Below are 18,127 nucleotides of genomic sequence, written 5' to 3' on the forward strand. Positions count from 1 at the left end.
AATGGGCCGAACCGCCGCTACGGGAAGATCGACTAGCGCTGCTCGACCGGGATGAAGTCGCGCTCGACGACGCCCGTGTAGATCTGGCGCGGGCGGCCGATGCGCGACCCCGGCTCCTTGATCATCTCGTGCCACTGGGCGATCCAGCCCGGAAGGCGACCGAGGGCGAAGAGGACCGTGAACATCTCGGTCGGGAAGCCCATGGCCCGGTAGATCAGGCCGGTGTAGAAGTCGACGTTCGGGTAGAGCTTGCGCTCGACGAAGTACTCGTCGGCCAGCGCGTGCTCCTCCAGCTTCAGCGCGATGTCGAGCAGCTCGTCGGACTTGCCGAGCGCCGAGAGGACATCGTGCGCCGCCGCCTTGATGATCTTCGCCCGCGGGTCGAAGTTCTTGTAGACGCGGTGCCCGAAGCCCATGAGCTTCACGCCGTCTTCCTTGTTCTTCACCTTGCGGATGAACTCGTCGACGTCGCCGCCGGCGGCCTGGATGCCCTCGAGCATCTCCAGGACCGACTGGTTGGCGCCACCGTGCAGCGGACCCCACAGCGCGGAGATACCGGCGGAGATCGACGCGAACATGTTGGCCTGCGACGAGCCCACCAGGCGCACCGTGGACGTCGAGCAGTTCTGCTCGTGGTCCGCGTGCAGGATGAGCAGCTTGTCCAGCGCGGAGACGACGACCGGGTCCGGCACGTACTCCTGGGCCGGCACGGAGAACGTCATGCGCAGGAAGTTCTCGACGTAGCCGAGGTCGTTGCGCGGGTAGACGAACGGGTGGCCGATCGACTTCTTGTAGGCGTACGCCGCGATCGTCGGCAGCTTCGCCAGCAGGCGGATCGTCGAGAGGTGACGCTGCTGCTCGTCGAAGGGGTTGTGGCTGTCCTGGTAGAAGGTGGACAGCGCGGAGACCACGGAGGACAGCATGGCCATCGGGTGGGCGTCCCGCGGGAAGCCGTCGAAGAACCGCTTCACGTCCTCGTGCAGGAGCGTGTGCCCGGTGATCTCGTTCTTGAAGGTGGAGAGCTCGTCGACCGTCGGGAGCTCGCCGTTGATCAGCAGGTAGGCGACCTCGGTGAACGTCGAGTTCTCGGCCAGCTGCTCGATCGGGTAGCCGCGGTAACGCAGGATGCCCTGCTCACCGTCGAGATAGGTGATCGCGGATTTATAGGCGGCTGTGTTGCCATATCCGCTGTCGAGGGTCACCAGGCCCGTCTGGGCCCGCAGCTTCCCGATGTCGAAGCCCTGGTCGCCCACGGTGCTGTCGATCACCGGGTAGGTGTACTCGTCGTCGCCGTACTGGAGTACTACAGCCTTCTCGTTCTGCTCGCTCACGTCATCCCTCACCGACGTAGTGCCTCTTCTTCGAGGTGCCCTGACTGTCTCTACCTTCCCCCACTTGGCCCAGCAGAGTGCACTCGGGGTCGCCCATTGGGCTCACTGACGGCACTCAGTGCCGTCAACTTGCTCATCCTGCCCCCTTCGCCCTGGTTCCGGAAGTGCTTGTGACCTTCGTGACTCACTTGATCGATCAAATCTTTTGAGCAACGGCACCTGCCAGCCGGAAATTCAGGGCGGTACACCGCCTACCGGCCGAAATCGTACGCACCGCCTGGCCGATCGCTCTGCGCGAACCGACCAGAACGACGAGCTTCTTGGCGCGGGTGACCGCCGTATAGAGCAGGTTGCGCTGGAGCATCATCCAGGCCCCCGTCGTGACGGGGATCACCACGCACGGATACTCGCTGCCCTGGGAGCGGTGGATGGTCACAGCGTAGGCATGCGCCAGCTCGTCCAGCTCGTCGAAGTCATAGGGGACCTCCTCGTCCTCATCGGTGCGGACGGTGAGTTTCTGTTCCTCGACATCGAGGGAGGTGACGACGCCGACCGTGCCGTTGAAGACGCCGTTCGCCCCCTTCTCGTAGTTGTTGCGGATCTGGGTGACCTTGTCCCCCACCCGGAACACGCGCCCACCGAACCGCTTCTCGGGAAGCTCGGGCCGCCCCGGCGTGATCGCCTGCTGGAGCAGCCCGTTGAGATTCCCGGCGCCGGCGGGGCCGCGGTGCATGGGCGCGAGCACCTGGACGTCGCGCCGCGGGTCGAGGCCGAACTTGGCGGGGATCCGGCGGGCGGCGACGTCGACGGTGAGCCGCCCGGCCTCCTCGGTGTCGTCCTCCACGAACAGGAAGAAGTCCTTGAGCCCCGAAGTGACAGGATGCTGCCCGGAGTTGATCCGGTGCGCATTGGTGACGACGCCGGACTCCTGAGCCTGCCGGAAGATCCGCGTTAGCCGCACAGCGGGCACAGGACTTTTCTCCGCCAGCATGTCGCGCAGCACCTCACCGGCCCCCACACTCGGCAACTGATCCACATCCCCCACAAAAAGAAGATGCGCCCCGGGCGGCACGGCTTTCACGAGCTTGTTGGCGAGCAGCAGATCCAACATGGACGCCTCGTCCACCACCACAAGGTCGGCGTCCAGCGGCCGCTCCTTGTCGTACGCGGCGTCCCCGCCCGGCTTCAATTCGAGCAGCCGGTGAACAGTGGACGCCTCGGCCCCGGTCAGCTCGGCGAGCCGCTTGGCAGCGCGCCCCGTGGGCGCGGCGAGCACGACCTTGGCGCGCTTGGCCCGGGCCAGCTCCACGATCGACCGTACGGTGAAGGACTTTCCGCAGCCGGGGCCGCCGGTGAGCACGGCCACCTTCTTGCTGAGCGCGAGCTTGACCGCCTCCTCCTGCTCGGGAGCGAGCTGTGCCCCCGTGCGGTCGGCGAGCCACGCGAGCGCCTTGTCCCACGCGACGTCCTGGAAGGCGGGCATACGGTCGTCCTCCGTGCGCAGCAGTCTGAGCAGCTGGGCGGAGAGCGAGAGTTCGGCCCGGTGGAAGGGGACCAGGTAGATCGCGGTGACCGGCTCCCCGTCCTCGCCCGGCACCGTCTCGCGTACCACGCCGGGCTCGCCGGAATCCTCGTCGGGCAGGGCCAGTTCGGCGAGACACTCGATGACGAGGCCGGTGTCGACCTGGAGCAGCTTCACGGCGTCGGCGATGAGCCGCTGCTCGGGCAGGAAGCAGTGCCCCTGGTCGGTGGATTGCGAAAGGGCGTACTGGAGACCGGCCTTGACCCGCTCCGGGCTGTCGTGCGGAATGCCGACGGACTGGGCGATGCGGTCGGCCGTGAGGAATCCGATGCCCCAGACGTCGGAGGCGAGGCGGTACGGCTGGTTCTTCACGACGGAGATCGAGGCGTCGCCGAACTTCTTGTAGATGCGCACGGCGATGGAGGTGGAGACACCGACGCTCTGCAGGAAGACCATCACTTCCTTGATGGCCTTCTGTTCCTCCCACGCGTCGGCAATCTTCTTCGTCCGCTTGGGGCCGAGCCCCGGCACCTCGATCAGCCGCTTCGGCTCCTGCTCGATGATGTCGAGGGTGTCGAGCCCGAAGTGCTGCGTGATGCGGTCGGCGAAGACGGGTCCGATGCCCTTGACCAGGCCGGATCCGAGATAGCGGCGGATGCCCTGGATGGTGGCGGGCAACAGCGTCGTGTAGTTCTCGACCGTGAACTGCTTGCCGTACTGCGGGTGGGAGCCCCAACGGCCCTCCATCCGCAGCGACTCGCCCACCTGCGCCCCGAGCAGCGAGCCGACGACGGTCAGCAGGTCCCCGGCGCCCCTGCCGGTGTCGACCCGGCCGACCGTGTACCCGGTCTCCTCGTTGGCGTACGTGATCCGCTCGAGGACTCCCTCGAGCCGCGCCATCGGCCGCGCTCCGGCAGCCGCCTGCTGCATCGCCATGATCCGACGGTAGCGGGAGGGTGTGACAACGCGGGAGGGGTCACCCGGCCCCGGACCCACCCGCGGAGCGAGTGATCTGGATCACTTCAGGGCCGCGATGACTTCCGGGCCGTGGCCACGTCTTATCGACGACATCCTCGGCACCCCGCAGACAGGAGCGCGCCATGCCCGCCACCAAGGGACCCGCCGGCTACTTCCCCGCCATCGAGAAGAAGTACGGCGAGCCGGTCGCCCACTGGCAGGACCTCATCCGCTCCTCGCCGCTCACCAAGCACATGGAGCTGGTGAACTGGCTCAAGGCGGAGCACGGTCTGGGCCACGGGCACGCCAACGCCCTCGTGGCCCACACGCTGGCCGAGGGCCGCGGGGCGTAGGCCCCGACCCTCACACCCCGCCCATCGGCTCCGGATCCACGCGCATCGGCGTGCCCCACACGCGGACGACCTCGTAGTCCGTGAACTCGTGGACCAGGCGGTACGCCATCGCCGCGTCCGGGCGGCGGCGCTGGGCCGCCAGGTAGAGGTCCGCCTCGCGGCGGTCGTGGCGGGGGGTGCCGCAGAGCTGCCACACCTGCCCGTTCCACATCTCCGGGATCCAGCGCTGCTGGGGCTGGGGGCGGTCCTCGCGGGTGCCGTAGCGGGAGAGCACGGGGCCCTCCTCGGCGGAGCGCGCCGCCGGGCCGGGGGCGCCCGAGATCTGGGAGCGGCGGGCCTTGCGGCGGCGGGTCTCGCAGAACAGGCACAGGTCGGGGGCGGACTCCTCGACCGGGCCGTAGGGGTGCTCCTTGCAGCGGGTCGTGGGCTTCTCGCCGGACACGGCGTCGTCGAGCTGGTCGAGGGCGCGGGTCAGGTCGCCGCGGACCTCGTGCAGCACGTCGTCCGGGGTGTCGCCGGTGAGCTTCTCGCCGTGCTCGCCGAGCACGCGGAGGGCGCGGCCTAGTGCGGTGAGCTGCGCGTGGTTCACGTCCGTTGCTCCGTCTCCGTCATCCATGACTCATTGCTTCGCAATGAGTTCCACCTTCGCACGCGCCACCGACAATCCCGTCCGGCGACGGCGTTGCGCCCCGGGGCTCCGCCCCAGACCCCCGCGCCTCAAACGCCGGCGGGGCTTGATAGCCCCATCACGATCCCGTCACGACCACTCCCACCCCCTTGCCCCCACCTCATGTAATCGATTCCAATCCCTCATGCAGATCGATGTAATCGATTCCACGTAGCCACAAGGAGGTGGCCGGCGATGGCGAGTATCAAGGATGTGGCGGCCGCGGCCGGCGTTTCCGTCGCCACGGTTTCCCGGGTTCTGAACAGTCACCCGTCCGTCAGCCCGGACGCCCGCGCCCGCGTACTCGCCGCCGTGGAGTCGCTCGGCTACCGGCCCAACGCGGTGGCCCGTTCGCTGCGCACCGCGCAGACCCGCACGCTCGGCCTCGTCATCAGCGACGTGCTGAACCCGTACTTCGGCGAACTGGCCCGCTCCGTCGAGGACGAGGCCCGCGGGCTCGGCTACAGCGTGATCATCGGCAACGCCGACGAACGGCCGGAGCTCCAGGACCACCACGTACGCACCCTGCTCGACCGGCGCATCGACGGCCTGCTCGTCTCCCCCACCGACGGCGCCTCACCGCTGATGCTCGACGCGGCCCGCGCGGGCACGCCCATGGTCTTCGTCGACCGCTGGATCCCCGGCGTCGACGTGCCCGTGGTGCGCTCCGACGGACGCGCCGCCGTCCGGGACCTCGTCGCCCACCTGCACCGGCTCGGCCACCGCCGCCTCGCGATCATCGCGGGCCCGGCCGCCACCACGACCGGCAGCGAGCGCGTCGACGCGTTCCGGGAGGCCCTCGCCTCGTACGAGATCGAGCTGCCGGACGCCTACATCGGGCAGGGCGACTTCCAGGCGGACAGCGGGCGCCGGGTGACCGAGGCGTTCCTCGATCTGCCCGAGCCGCCCCAGGTCGTCTTCGCGGCGGACAACCTCATGGCGCTCGGCGCGCTCGACGCCATCCGCGCGCGCGGGATGCGCGTACCCGACGACATCGCGGTCGCCGCGTTCGACGACATCCCGTGGTTCGTGCACACCGATCCGCCCATCACGGCGATCGCCCAGCCCACCAAGGACCTCGGCCGGGCCGCCGTGCGCGCCCTGGTCGACCGCATCGAGGGGCGGGTGCCCGAGTCGGTCATCCTCCCCGCCCACCTCGTCGTACGACGCTCCTGCGGCGAGATCGGCGAAACCCCCCACCCGCCCCAAGCCCCCCACACGCCCACCTCAATGGAGAGGAGCAACGGATGAGCAGCTCCGAAGAGTTGCTGCGTATCGAAGGGATACGGAAGACCTTCCCCGGCGTGGTCGCGCTCGACAGCGTCGACTTCGACCTGCGCCGCGGGGAGGTGCACGTACTGCTCGGTGAGAACGGGGCCGGAAAGAGCACGCTGATCAAGATGCTCTCCGGTGCCTACACGCCCGACGAGGGCCGTATCACCGTCGGTGGCGAGCAGGTCCGCATCCATGGTGCGCAGGACGCCGAACGGCTCGGCATCGCGACGATCTATCAGGAGTTCAATCTCGTTCCTGATCTGACCGTCGCCGAGAACATCTTCCTGGGGCGCCAGCCGCGCCGCTTCGGTCTCATCGACCGGAAGAGGATGGAGGCGGACGCCGAGGAGCTCCTCGCGCGCGTGGGCGTGAATGTGTCGCCACGCGCGCGGGTGCGCGAACTGGGCATCGCCCGGCTCCAGATGGTGGAGATCGCGAAGGCGCTCAGCCTGAACGCGCGCGTGCTCATCATGGACGAGCCGACCGCCGTGCTCACCTCCGAAGAGGTCGAGAAGCTCTTCGCGATCGTCCGGCAGCTGCGCGAGGACGGCGTCGGCGTCGTCTTCATCACCCACCACCTGGAGGAGATCGCCGCGCTCGGCGACCGGGTGACCGTGATCCGGGACGGGCGGAGCGTCGGGCAGGTCCCGGCGTCCACGCCCGAGGACGAGCTCGTCCGCCTCATGGTGGGCCGCTCCATCGACCAGCAGTACCCGCGCGAACGCCCGGACACCGGGAGCGCGTTGCTGAAGGTCGAGGGCCTGACCCGGGACGGCGTCTTCCACGACGTCGGCTTCGAGGTGCGGGCCGGCGAGGTCGTCGGCATCGCGGGGCTCGTGGGCGCGGGACGCACCGAGGTCGTACGGGCCGTCTTCGGCGCCGACCCGTACGACTCCGGCTCCGTCGAGGTCGCGGGCAGCGCGCTCCCCCGGCACGACGTCATCGCCGCGATGGCCGCCGGGGTCGGGCTCGTCCCCGAGGACCGCAAGGGGCAGGGGCTCGTCCTCGACCAGTCGGTGGAGGAGAACCTGGGGCTCGTGACGATGCGCTCCGCGACCCGCGCCGGTTTCGTCGACCGGCAGGGGCAGCACACGGCCGCCGAGCGGATCGCGAAGCAACTGGGCGTCCGGATGGCGGGCCTCCACCAGCACGTGCGCACGCTGTCCGGCGGCAACCAGCAGAAGGTCGTCATCGGCAAGTGGCTGCTCGCGGACATCAAGGTGCTGATCCTCGACGAGCCGACGCGCGGCATCGACGTCGGCGCGAAGGTCGAGATCTACCAGCTCATCAACGAGCTGACCGCCGCAGGGCACGCCGTGCTCATGATCTCCAGCGATCTTCCCGAAGTGCTCGGCATGAGCGACCGGGTCCTTGTGATGGCGCAGGGACGCATCGCCGGTGAACTCGCCGCCGAGGACGCCACGCAGGACTCCGTGATGGCCCTCGCCGTCAGCAACCAGAACACCGACAACCAGCAGCACAACGCCTTCGAAGAGGAGGGCTCCCGTGACCACTGAGACACTGAACAAGCCACAGGCCAAGAACAACGGGAGCCTGCTGCGGCTGCTCCTCGACAACGGCGCGCTGACCGCGCTCGTCGTCCTGGTCATCGCCATGTCGCTGATGTCCGGCGACTTCCTGACCACGCAGAACCTGCTGAACGTCGGCGTGCAGGCGGCCGTCACCGCGATCCTCGCGTTCGGTGTCACCTTCGTCATCGTCTCGGCGGGCATCGACCTGTCGGTCGGCTCCGTGGCCGCGCTGTCGGCGACCGTCCTCGCGTGGGCGGCGACGAGCGAGGGCGTGCCGGTGGTGATAGCCGTGCTGCTCGCCGTCGTCACGGGTGTCGCCTGCGGTTTCGTCAACGGCCTGCTCATCTCGTACGGCAAGCTCCCGCCGTTCATCGCGACGCTGGCGATGCTGTCGGTCGGGCGCGGTCTGTCCCTGGTGATCTCGCAGGGTTCGCCGATCCCGTTCCCCGACTCGGTCTCCAAGCTCGGTGACACGCTCGGCGGCTGGCTGCCCGTGCCGGTCATCGTGATGATCGTGATGGGGCTCATCACGGCGGTCGTCCTCGCCCGTACGTTCATCGGCCGGTCCATGTACGCGATCGGCGGCAACGAGGAGGCGGCGCGCCTCTCCGGTCTGCGCGTGAAGCGGCAGAAGCTCGTCATCTACGGCCTGTCCGGCCTGTTCGCGGCCGTCGCCGGCATCGTGCTCGCCTCCCGTCTCGCCTCCGCGCAGCCGCAGGCAGCGAACGGCTACGAACTGGACGCCATCGCCGCCGTCGTCATCGGCGGCGCCTCGCTGGCCGGTGGTACGGGCAAGGCGTCGGGCACGTTCATCGGCGCGCTGATCCTCGCCGTGCTCCGCAACGGCCTCAACCTCCTTTCGGTGTCCGCCTTCTGGCAGCAGGTCGTCATCGGTGTCGTGATCGCCCTCGCGGTGCTCCTCGACACGGCGCGCCGCAAGGCCGGTGCGCAGCCGGCCTCCGCGGGTGTGGGCACCGGTGGGCCCCGGCAGCGGATGCAGTACGTGCTCGCGGCCGTGGTCGCGATCGCGATCGTCGGCGGCCTCGCGGTGTGGAACAACACCGGTTCCTCCGGCGGCAAGAAGGACCTCAAGCTCGGCATGGCGGTGTCAACGCTCAACAACCCGTTCTTCACGGAGATGCGGGCGGGCGCGCAGGCCGAGGCGAAGAAGCAGGGCGTCGAGCTGACTGTCACGGATGCGCAGAACGACGCCTCGCAGCAGGCCAACCAGCTGCAGAACTTCACGAGCGAGGGGCTCAGCGCCGTCATCGTGAACCCGGTCGACTCCGACGCCGTCGGACCGTCCGTGCGCACCGCCAACAAGGCCGACATCCCCGTCGTCGCCGCCGACCGCGGCGTCAACAAGGCGAAGGCCGCGACCCTCGTCGCCTCCGACAACGTCGCGGGCGGCAAGCAGGCCGCGAAGATCATGGCCGACAAGCTGGGCGGCAAGGGGAAGATCGCGGTCCTCCAGGGCCAGGCCGGTACCTCGGCCAGCCGTGAGCGCGGCGCGGGCTTCGCCGCCGGGCTGAAGAACTACCCGGGCATCAAGGTCGTCGCCAAGCAGCCCGCGGACTTCGACCGCACCAAGGGCCTGGACGTCATGACGAACATGCTCCAGTCGCACCCCGACGTCGACGGCGTCTTCGCCGAGAACGACGAGATGGCGCTCGGCGCGATCAAGGCGCTCGGTTCGAAGGCCGGCAAGTCCGTCCCCGTCATCGGCTTCGACGGCACGCCCGACGGCTTCAAGGCGGTCAAGGCGGGCACGCTGTACGCCTCCGTGGCCCAGCAGCCGCGCGAGCTCGGAAAGATGGCCGTGCAGAACGCGATCGCCGCGGCGAAGGACAAGAAGATCTCCTCGGCGGTGAAGGTGCCGGTGAAGGTCGTCACGGCGAAGAACGTCGCCGACTTCAAGTGATCAGCTCCGTAAGGCGGCTCTCGTACCCTTTGGCGTGACGTACGAAGAAAGGCACAACATGAACACGTACGACCTCCTCGTCGTGGGGTCGGCCAACGCCGACCTGGTGGTGGGCGTCGACCGGCGGCCGGGCGCGGGCGAGACCGTTCTCGGCTCGGACCTGACGACCCACCCCGGCGGCAAGGGCGCCAACCAGGCGGTCGCCGCCGCCAAGTTGGGCGCTCGTACGGCGCTGCTCGCGCGGGTCGGCGACGACGGGCACGGCAGGCTGCTGCGCGACTCGATGGAGGCGGCGGGCGTGGACACGTCCGGCGTGCTGGTCGGCGGGGCGCCCACCGGGGTCGCGCTGATCACCGTGGACCCGTCCGGCGACAACTCGATCGTGGTGTCGCCGGGCGCGAACGGGCGGCTCACGCCCGAGGACGTACGGTCGGCGGGCGAGCTGTTCGCGGGGGCGCGGGTCGTCTCGATGATGCTGGAGATCCCGCTGGAGACGGTCGCGGAGGTGGTCCGCAACCTGGCGGACGGCGCCCGCCTCGTCCTCAACCCCTCGCCGCCCGCCCCGCTCCCCGACGAGGTGCTCGCGGCCTGCGACCCGCTGATCGTCAACGAGCACGAGGCGAAGGTCATCGCCGGTGAGGACCTCGGCGACGACCCCGAGGACTGGGCGCGGCAGCTGCTGTCGCTCGGCCCGCGCTCGGTCGTCGTCACCCTCGGCTCCGAGGGTGCGCTCGTCGCGGACGCGGCCGGTTCGGAGCGGGTCGCGGCGGTGAAGGTGAAGGCCGTCGACACGACCGGCGCCGGTGACGCGTTCACGGCGGCGCTCGCATGGCGCCTCGGCACCGGCGAGTCCCTCGCCGACGCCGCCGCCTACGCGGCGAAGGTCGGCGCGGCGGCCGTCACGAAGGAGGGCGCACAGGCCTCGTACCCGACGTCCGAGGAGGTCGCGTCACTGTGAAGAAGGCGGGAATACTCAACCGCCATCTGGCGGGCGCCATCGCGGAGTTGGGGCACGGCGACGGGGTGCTGATCTGCGACGCGGGCATGCCGATCCCGGCGGGTCCGCGCGTCGTCGACCTCGCGTTCCGTGCCGGTGTGCCGTCCTTCGCGGAGGTCCTCGACGGGCTGCTCGACGAGCTGGTGGTGGAGGCGGCCACGGCGGCCCGCGAGGTGCGGGAGGCGAACCCGGACACCGCCGAGCTCCTCCAGGACCGCCTGGAGCCCCTCGGTTTCGTCACGCACGAGGAGCTGAAGGCACTGTCGGCGCACGCGCGTCTCGTCGTACGCACGGGAGAGGCGCGTCCGTACGCGAACGTGCTGCTGCGCTGCGGAGTCTTCTTCTGAGCTAGGCCTGCACCACCCCGAAAACCCTGCGAGGGGCCCGGTCCGCGGACCGGGCCCCTCGGGCTCTCCCCCTCCTGCGCCGGAACCCCGATCCCCCCAGATCGCCCCCCTGGGTGTTCCGACACCCAGTACGACACTCGGGCCGTGCAGAGGGTTGTACGTGGTTGCGGAGAAAACTTTTACAGGGCGTGCGCCGCGAATTACACGGCGTGTGCCGTGAACCGCTGAGCCGTCTCCGCCAGCACCTCGCGCCCGTCGCGGGCCCACAGACCGTCGTTGAACAGCTCGACCTCGATGGGCCCCGCGTACCCCTGCGCCTCGACGAGACCACGCCAGTACCGCATGTCGATGGAGCCGTCGCCGATCTGCCCGCGCCCGTTGAGGACACCCTCGGGCAACGGCGTGGTCCAGTCGGCGAGTTGGAACGTCGCGATACGTCCCTGCTCCCCGGCCCGCGCGATCTGCGCGGGCGCCTGGTCGTCCCACCAGATGTGGTACGTGTCCACGCAGACGCCGACCTGCTCCGCCGGGAAGCGTTCGGCGATGTCCAGGGCCTGCGTCAGCGTCGAGACGACACAGCGGTCGGACGCGTACATCGGGTGCAGCGGCTCGATCGCGAGCCGAACGCCACGCTCGGCGGCGTACGGGGCGAGCTCGACGAGCGCGTCCGCGATACGTTCCCGGGCGCCCGGCAGGTCGTACGAACCGGCCGGGAGGCCGCCCGAGACGAGCACCAGGACGTTCGTGCCGAGGGTGACGGCCTCGTCGACGGCGCGCTTGTTGTCCTCGATCGCGGCCTTGCGCTCAGTCTCGTCGATGCCGGTGAGGAAGCCGCCCCGGCAGTGCGTGGTGACGTTGAGCCCGGCGTCGCGCAGCAGCTTCGCGGCGGCCTCGACGCCGTACTCCTGGACGGGCGCACGCCACGTACCGAGATTCTGGACGCCCAACTCCCGGCATGCGTCGACCAGTTCGGGAAGCCCGAGCTGCTTGACGGTCATCTGGTTGATGGAGAAGCGGGGGTCCGCGGTGAACTTCTCGGCGCTCATGAGGTCACTCCGTACAGGGCGAGCAGGTTCTTCATCCGGGCCTCGGCGAACTCCGGCTTCGGGAACAGGCCCAGCTGGTCGGCGAGTGCGTAGGCGCGCGCGAAGTGCGGCAGCGAACGGGCGGACTGGAGGCCGCCGACCATCGTGAAGTGGTCCTGGTGGCCGGAGAGCCAGGCGAGGAAGACGACGCCGGTCTTGTAGAAGCGGGTCGGCGCCTGGAACAGGTGGCGCGACAACTCGACGGTCGGGTCGAGGAGTTCACGGAATCCCTGGACGTCGCCCGTGTCGAGGGTGCGCACCGCCTTCGCGGCGAGCGGGCCCAGCGGGTCGAAGATGCCGAGCAGCGCGTGCGAGAAGCCGCGGTCGTCGCCGGCGATCAGTTCCGGGTAGTTGAAGTCGTCGCCGGTGTAGCAGCGCACGCCGTTCGGGAGGCGGCGGCGGATGTCGACCTCGCGCTGGGCTTCGAGCAGCGAGACCTTGATGCCGTCGACCTTGTCGGAGTGCGCCTTGATGATCTCGACGAAGGTGTCGGTGGCGGCGTCCAGGTCGGGCGAGCCCCAGTAGCCCTCGAGCGCCGGGTCGAACATCGGGCCGAGCCAGTGCAGGATGACGGGTTCGGTGGCCTGGCGGAGCAGGTGGCCGTACAGGTCGACGTAGTCCTGCGGGCTGTTCGCGGCGGCGGCGAGCGCGCGGGAGGCCATCAAGATGACCTGGGCGCCCGCCTCCTCGGCGACCGCGAGCTGCTCCTCGTACGCGGCGCGCACGTCCTTGAGGGAAGCGCCGGGCGCGACCTGGTCGGTGCCGACGCCGACCGCGATGCGCCCGCCGACCGACTTGGCCTCGGCCGACGAGCGGCGGATCAGCTCGGCGGCGCCCGCCCAGTCCAGGCCCATGCCGCGCTGCGCGGTGTCCATGGCCTCCGCGACGCCGAGGCCGTGCGACCACAGGTGGCGGCGGAAGGCGAGGGTGGCGTCCCAGTCGACGGCGGCCGGGGAGTCCGGGGTGGTGTCGGCGAGCGGGTCGGCGACGACGTGCGCGGCCGAGTAGACGACGCGGGACGCGAGCGGGGCGCCCGTGTCGAAGGTGAGGGGTTCGGCGCGCGGCTCGTAGGCCTTCAACTCACCGGCAGCGTTGGGGAGATGGATGGTCACAGCGAGATCTCCGGAACGTCGAGGCGGCGGCCCTCGGCGGACGACTTCAGGCCCAGCTCGGCCATCTGCACGCCGCGCGCACCGGCGAGCAGGTCCCAGTGGTAGTCGGCGCCGGCGTAGACGTGCTGGAGGAACAGCTCCCACTGCACCTTGAAGCCGTTGTCGAACTCGGTGTTGTCCGGCACTTCCTGCCACTGGTCGCGGAAGGAGTAGGTGGCGGGGAGGTCCGGGTTCCAGACGGGCTTCGGGGTCGAACTGCGGTGCTGGACTCGGCAGTTGCGAAGACCGGCGACAGCCGACCCTTCCGTACCGTCCACCTGGAACTCGACCAGCTCGTCACGATTGACGCGCACGTCCCACGAGGAGTTGATCTGCGCGACGATGCCGCCCTCGATCTGGAAGATGCCGTACGCGGAGTCGTCGGCGGTGGCGTCGTAGGGCTTGCCGTTCTCGTCCCAGCGGGTGGGGATGTGGGTCTGGGCCAGCGCGTTCACGGAGGTCACGCGGCCGAACAGCTCGTGCAGCACGTACTCCCAGTGCGGGAACATGTCGACGACGATGCCGCCGCCGTCCTCCGAGCGGTAGTTCCAGGACGGCCGCTGGGCCTCCTGCCAGTCACCTTCGAAGACCCAGTACCCGAACTCGCCGCGCACGGAGAGGATCCGGCCGAAGAAGCCACCGTCGATGAGCCGCTTCAGCTTGAGCAGACCCGGCAGGAACAGCTTGTCCTGCACGACACCGGACTTGATGCCCGCCTCGCGCGCCAGGCGGGCCAGCTCGATGGCGCCCTCAAGTCCTGTGGCGGTCGGCTTCTCGGTGTAGATGTGCTTGCCGGCAGCGATCGCCTTCTTGAGCACCTCCTCGCGCCCCGAGGTCATCGCGGCGTCGAAGAAGATGTCGACACTGTCGTCCGCGAGGACGGCGTCGATGTCGGTGGAGATATTGGCCGGGTCGAGGTCGTGCTTCTCGGCGAGCGCCTTCAGGGCGTGCTCGCGGCGGCCCACGAGAACCGGCTCGGGCCACAGCACCGTGCCGTCGCCGAGGTCGAGTCCGCCCTGCTCGCGGAGGGCGAGGATGGAGCGGACGAGGTGCTGGCGGTAGCCCATGCGCCCCGTCACACCGTTCATGGCGATGCGCACCGTCTTGCGTGTCACGTGAGTTCCTTCCTCCGGCCGACCGGCCATTCGTGCCCCGCGTATTGCTGCATACGCGAGGTGGCGCCTGCAGAATCTTTCGTAGCAAGCGCTTTCTACCTAAGAAGAAGCTAGCCTCTGGACTGCCGCTCGGACAAGAGCGGATACGAGACCGGGGTCTCGGGAGCTTCGCCGCGGACCCGGGACCCTTCACGGAGGAAGACTCGATGACCGTGACCCTGTCGGATGTGGCCGCCCGCGCGCAGGTGTCCCCCGCCACCGTCTCGCGCGTCCTGAACGGGAACTACCCCGTCGCCGCGAGCACGCGCGAGCGGGTGCTCAAGGCCGTGGACGACCTGGACTACGTGCTCAACGGGCCGGCGAGCGCCCTCGCCGCCGCCACCTCCGACCTGGTCGGGGTCCTGGTCAACGACATCGCGGACCCGTTCTTCGGGATCATGGCGTCCGCGGTGCAGTCGGAGATCGTCGGGCCCGGTGGCCGGGCGGGCGGCGAGCGGCTCGCGGTGGTCTGCAACACGGGCGGCGAGCCGGAGCGCGAGCTGACCTACCTCACCCTGTTGCAGCGCCAGCGCGCGGCGGCGGTCGTGCTCACGGGTGGGGCGATCGAGAACGAGGCCCATGTCGCGGCCGTGGCGGCCAAGTTGCGGCGGCTCGCGGAGGCCGGGACGCGGGTCGTGCTCTGCGGCCGCCCGCCGGTGCCGGACACGGATGCGGTGGCGCTCACCTTCGACAACCGTTCCGGGGCTAGGGAGTTGACGGATCACCTGCTGGCCCTCGGGCACCGACGGATCGGCTACGTCGCGGGCCCCGAGGAGCGCACGACGACGCGTCACCGCCTGGAGGGCCACCGCGAGGCGCTGGCCGCGGCCGGGGTGATCGAGTCGGACGGCCTTGTGGCGCACGGCTCGTACGACCGTACGTCGGGCTACGAGGCAACGGCCGAACTGCTTCGCAGGGAGCCGGAGTTGACGGCAGTGGTGGCGGCGAACGACAGCGTGGCGCTCGGCGCGTGCGCGGCCCTGCGGGAGGCGGACCTGCGCATCCCGGAGGACGTCTCGGTGGTCGGCTTCGACGACCTCCCCTTCAGCATCGACGCGGCCCCGCCACTGACGACGTTCCACCTCCCACTGGCCGAGGCGGCGGCGCGGGCGGGCCGGATCGCGATGGGCCGGGAGGCGGCGCCCAAGGGGCGGATCGTGGAGGTGCGGGGGGAGTTGGTGGTGCGGGGGTCGACGGGGAAGCCGCGGGCGTAGCGCCTATCGGGCGGCGGCACGGGGATCGCGTCCCGCCAGCCGGCACCCGACGCAGTCCGCATGGCCTTCGCGGGCGGCCATGTCCCGTACGCCGACGGGGTGTTGGCCTGCCGGTCGCGGCCCCGGCGGCTTCCCCCAGCCCGTGAGGTGCAGGGCCCAGGCGAGGAGTGCGGCCAGGGCCAGCACCGCGGGGCCGAGCCAGAGGCCCGGTCGCCAGCCGATGATTCCCAGGCCCGCGGTCGCGGCCCCGACCGCGGCGAGCGCGCAGCCGGCCCAGCCGGCGAGGGTGTGCCCTTCGTCCGTCACCACCATGTGCCGTACCCCCAGTCCGTGATCACCATCATTTATTGAGCGATGACTCAAGAGCAACGAGCCGCGAGGACCCTAACACTGTTCTTGAGCGACCACTCAAGATATTCGGGAGCCCGGGATACAGTGACGCCATGACTGGCGGCACGACTGGCGGAACAACCGAGGGACAGACCCGCCCCCGCGGGCGACCGCGCACGTTCGACCGGGACGCGGCGCTGGCGGTGGCCGTGCGGCTGTTCTGGGAGCGGGGCTACGAGGCGACCTCGGTGGGCGAGCTGACCGGGGCGATGGGCATCCGCCCGGCCAGCCTGTACGCGGCGTTCGGCGACAAGAAGTCGCTGTTCAGGGAGGCCGTCGAGGTCTACGGGCGATCGCCGGTCGGCGCCTTCGTCGGCGTGGCGCTTGCCGAGGAGCCGACGGCGTACGGGGCGTTCGCCCGCATCCTGCGCGAGGCGGCCCGCACGTACGCGGACCCCTCGCACCCGGCGGGCTGCCTGGCCATCAGCGCCGCGACGAACGTGACAGAGCAGGACGCGGAGATCGCGGCGTTCCTGCGCGACGTCCGCAACGCGGGGGTCACTTCATTCGAGGCCCGCCTGCGCCAGGCCCGCTCAGCGGGAGAACTCCCCCCGGAAACCGACACGACGGCACTCGCCTCGTACTTCGCCGCCGTGGTCCAGGGCCTGTCCCAACGCGCCCGGGACGGCGCGAACGCGGACGAGCTCACACAGGTCGCCGAGTTCGCCTTGGCGGCGTGGCCGGGCGACCGACCCTGACGTCCGTCGTGCGGCGGACATCCACGTACAGCGAACGCCCCTCCCGGAGGACGGGCTAGAGATCTTCCGCGGCACCCGACACCCCCACCTGAAGCGCATCCAAAGCGTGGGTCAGGTTCGTCAGCTGGTCGGGGGTCATCGCGCCGAAGACCCGCCGCAGCACCCGCTCCCCCGCCGCCGTGCCCGCGGTGAGGGCCTCGGTGCCCTGGGGGGTGAGGCGGACCAGTTTGGAGCGGGCGTCGGTGGGGGCCGGGGTTCGTTCGATCAGGCCCTCGCGTTCCAGTGCCTCGACGGACTGGGTGACCGAGCGGGGGGCCTGGCCTAGTTCGCGGGCCAGGGCCGACTGGCCGAGGGCGCCGTGGCGTTCGAGGACCTGGAGGACCTTCGTGCGGGCCAGGGAGAGGCCGCCGGCCGTCATCGCGTCGTCGACCACTTTGCGCAGGTGGTGCCCGAGTGTCAGGTATCGCAGACCGATTTCCACGGGATCCGGTTCGCGACCGTTCACGGGCATGGCATCCGTCCTTCGGGGTTCGGGGTTCGGCCGGGGGCTTCCCGGCTCGACTCTTGAGGTACCTCAAGAAGTGTTAGGTTGGTGAGGTACCTCAAGATTAAGCGAGAGGGAGTCCCCATGGATGTGCGGCCCGTCGTCGTCATGACTGGTGCCACCAACGGCATGGGGCGGCTTGCCGCTCTCGATCTGGCCCGGCGCGGTGTCCGCCTCGGCGTCGTCGCCCGGAGCCGGGCGAAGGCCGATGCGTTGCGGGAGGAGGTCGAGCGGGTCGCGCCGGGGGCCCCGGTCGATGTCTTTCTCGCTGATCTGTCCCTGCTCGGCGACGTGCGCCGGGTCGGTGAGGAGATCGCCGCGCGATATGCGCGGATCGACGTGCTGATCAACAACGCGGGGCTGCACGCCTTTTCCCAGCGGGTCACCTCCGAGGGGTACGCCGAGATGACCGCCGTGAACTACCTCGCGCCCTGGTTGCTCACCGACATCCTGTGCGACAGGCTCATCGCGTCGGCGCCCGCCCGGATCGTCACCGTCGCCTCCCGGGCCTCGCTCCGGGCCGGCCCGCTCGACCTGGTCGATCCGGTCAAGGACCTCATCGACACCGCGCCCTTCACGCGTCGCGGGTCGGGCCCGTTGTACGGTCGGTCCAAGCTGATGGACATCATGTTCACCCAGGAACTCGGGCGCAGGCTTGAAGGCGCGGGGGTCTCCGTCACCTGTTGCTGCCCCGGCTTCAACGCCACCGGCCTGGGACGTGAACTCCCCCTGTCCGGCGTGCTGGAGAAGGTTCTCAACCGGTTGAGCATCGGTGATCCTCAGCACGGGGCCGACATCATCGTGAGGCTCGCAACCGACCCCAGCCCCGGGTTCGCCGACAGCGTCGGTGGCTATTTCGCCGCCAGGACCGCCGAGCCGTTGCAGTGTCCTGAGAGCGGGCGTGCTGAGGGTGCACAGCGTGCCCTGTGGGAGGCCACGGCCGCGCTCGTGCGGGATTTTCGCGGGCCGCGGCCGTGAGCACACAGGAC

At 69.9% G+C, this 18,127-nt stretch carries 17 protein-coding genes; 9 read left to right on the top strand and 8 right to left on the bottom strand.

The features are described from left to right. Positions 1-32: 32 nt before the first annotated feature. Both ACYSUO_RS11370 and recD2 read right to left on the bottom strand, forming a co-directional pair. A complete protein-coding gene (locus ACYSUO_RS11370) occupies positions 33-1,343 on the bottom strand; it encodes a citrate synthase (RefSeq protein ID WP_426903520.1) in 1,311 nt (436 codons plus the stop codon). 184 nt (positions 1,344-1,527) lie between these two features. Next, positions 1,528-3,789, bottom strand: coding sequence for an SF1B family DNA helicase RecD2 (gene recD2 / locus ACYSUO_RS11375; RefSeq protein WP_461775936.1), 2,262 nt, complete (start codon positions 3,787-3,789; stop codon positions 1,528-1,530). Between the two features lie 164 nt (positions 3,790-3,953). On the opposite strand from recD2, the gene ACYSUO_RS11380 reads away from it, so the two are divergent. Then, positions 3,954-4,163, top strand: a complete 210-nt coding sequence (locus ACYSUO_RS11380) for a DUF4287 domain-containing protein (protein WP_461775937.1) — start codon at positions 3,954-3,956, stop codon at positions 4,161-4,163. 10 nt (positions 4,164-4,173) lie between these two features. On the opposite strand, the gene ACYSUO_RS11385 is transcribed toward ACYSUO_RS11380, so the two are convergent. Next, on the bottom strand, positions 4,174-4,752 hold the full coding sequence (locus ACYSUO_RS11385; RefSeq protein WP_461775938.1) for a hypothetical protein: 579 nt from the start codon (positions 4,750-4,752) through the stop codon (positions 4,174-4,176). A 273-nt stretch (positions 4,753-5,025) separates the two neighbouring features. Between ACYSUO_RS11385 and ACYSUO_RS11390 the strand changes: the two genes are divergently transcribed. The 5 genes from ACYSUO_RS11390 to rbsD are packed head-to-tail and all read left to right on the top strand — an operon-like array spanning position 5,026 to position 10,902. Then, positions 5,026-6,081, top strand: coding sequence for a LacI family DNA-binding transcriptional regulator (locus tag ACYSUO_RS11390; RefSeq protein WP_461775939.1), 1,056 nt, complete (start codon positions 5,026-5,028; stop codon positions 6,079-6,081). Next, entirely contained in the window at positions 6,078-7,622 is a 1,545-nt protein-coding gene (locus ACYSUO_RS11395; protein ID WP_461775940.1) for a sugar ABC transporter ATP-binding protein, read from the top strand. The genes ACYSUO_RS11390 and ACYSUO_RS11395 overlap by 4 nt, the downstream gene beginning before the upstream one ends. Beyond that, on the top strand, positions 7,612-9,558 hold the full coding sequence (locus ACYSUO_RS11400; RefSeq protein ID WP_461775941.1) for an ABC transporter permease/substrate-binding protein: 1,947 nt from the start codon (positions 7,612-7,614) through the stop codon (positions 9,556-9,558). Before ACYSUO_RS11395 ends, ACYSUO_RS11400 begins: the two co-directional genes overlap by 11 nt. A gap of 58 nt (positions 9,559-9,616) precedes the next feature. Then, complete coding sequence (rbsK, locus tag ACYSUO_RS11405) at positions 9,617-10,516, top strand: ribokinase (RefSeq protein WP_461775942.1); 900 nt, start codon at positions 9,617-9,619, stop codon at positions 10,514-10,516. Then, positions 10,513-10,902, top strand: a complete 390-nt coding sequence (gene rbsD, locus ACYSUO_RS11410; RefSeq protein WP_266719393.1) for a D-ribose pyranase — start codon at positions 10,513-10,515, stop codon at positions 10,900-10,902. Before rbsK ends, rbsD begins: the two co-directional genes overlap by 4 nt. Positions 10,903-11,102: 200 nt before the next feature. Here rbsD and ACYSUO_RS11415 read toward each other — a convergent pair whose 3' ends face one another. From ACYSUO_RS11415 to ACYSUO_RS11425, 3 genes are read right to left on the bottom strand one after another with little or no spacing between them, the layout of a single operon-like run. Next, positions 11,103-11,948 (bottom strand): sugar phosphate isomerase/epimerase family protein, encoded by an 846-nt coding sequence (locus tag ACYSUO_RS11415; RefSeq protein ID WP_461775943.1) that lies wholly within the window; start codon positions 11,946-11,948, stop codon positions 11,103-11,105. Next, a complete protein-coding gene (locus tag ACYSUO_RS11420; RefSeq protein WP_461775944.1) occupies positions 11,945-13,099 on the bottom strand; it encodes a dihydrodipicolinate synthase family protein in 1,155 nt (384 codons plus the stop codon). The genes ACYSUO_RS11415 and ACYSUO_RS11420 overlap by 4 nt, the downstream gene beginning before the upstream one ends. Then, entirely contained in the window at positions 13,096-14,253 is a 1,158-nt protein-coding gene (locus tag ACYSUO_RS11425; protein ID WP_461775945.1) for a Gfo/Idh/MocA family protein, read from the bottom strand. The genes ACYSUO_RS11420 and ACYSUO_RS11425 overlap by 4 nt, the downstream gene beginning before the upstream one ends. 206 nt (positions 14,254-14,459) lie before the next feature. Here ACYSUO_RS11425 and ACYSUO_RS11430 point away from each other — a divergent pair, with 206 nt between their 5' ends. Continuing rightward, positions 14,460-15,506 carry a LacI family DNA-binding transcriptional regulator gene (locus ACYSUO_RS11430; RefSeq protein WP_461775946.1) on the top strand — a complete coding sequence of 349 codons (1,047 nt, stop codon included), beginning with the start codon at positions 14,460-14,462 and terminating at the stop codon, positions 15,504-15,506. A gap of 3 nt (positions 15,507-15,509) precedes the next feature. Here ACYSUO_RS11430 and ACYSUO_RS11435 read toward each other — a convergent pair whose 3' ends face one another. Beyond that, the gene (locus ACYSUO_RS11435; protein WP_461775947.1) at positions 15,510-15,818 is read right to left on the bottom strand and encodes an HGxxPAAW family protein; all 309 of its coding nucleotides are present in this window, start codon (positions 15,816-15,818) and stop codon (positions 15,510-15,512) included. A 131-nt stretch (positions 15,819-15,949) separates the two neighbouring features. Between ACYSUO_RS11435 and ACYSUO_RS11440 the strand changes: the two genes are divergently transcribed. After that, positions 15,950-16,594 (top strand): TetR/AcrR family transcriptional regulator, encoded by a 645-nt coding sequence (locus tag ACYSUO_RS11440; RefSeq protein ID WP_461775948.1) that lies wholly within the window; start codon positions 15,950-15,952, stop codon positions 16,592-16,594. Between the two features lie 55 nt (positions 16,595-16,649). Here ACYSUO_RS11440 and ACYSUO_RS11445 read toward each other — a convergent pair whose 3' ends face one another. Beyond that, a complete protein-coding gene (locus ACYSUO_RS11445; RefSeq protein WP_461775949.1) occupies positions 16,650-17,105 on the bottom strand; it encodes a MarR family winged helix-turn-helix transcriptional regulator in 456 nt (151 codons plus the stop codon). 123 nt (positions 17,106-17,228) lie between these two features. On the opposite strand from ACYSUO_RS11445, the gene ACYSUO_RS11450 reads away from it, so the two are divergent. Continuing rightward, positions 17,229-18,116 carry an SDR family NAD(P)-dependent oxidoreductase gene (locus ACYSUO_RS11450; RefSeq protein WP_461775950.1) on the top strand — a complete coding sequence of 296 codons (888 nt, stop codon included), beginning with the start codon at positions 17,229-17,231 and terminating at the stop codon, positions 18,114-18,116. Positions 18,117-18,127 lie beyond the last annotated feature (11 nt).

The organism is Streptomyces sp. UC4497 (assembly GCF_054871485.1).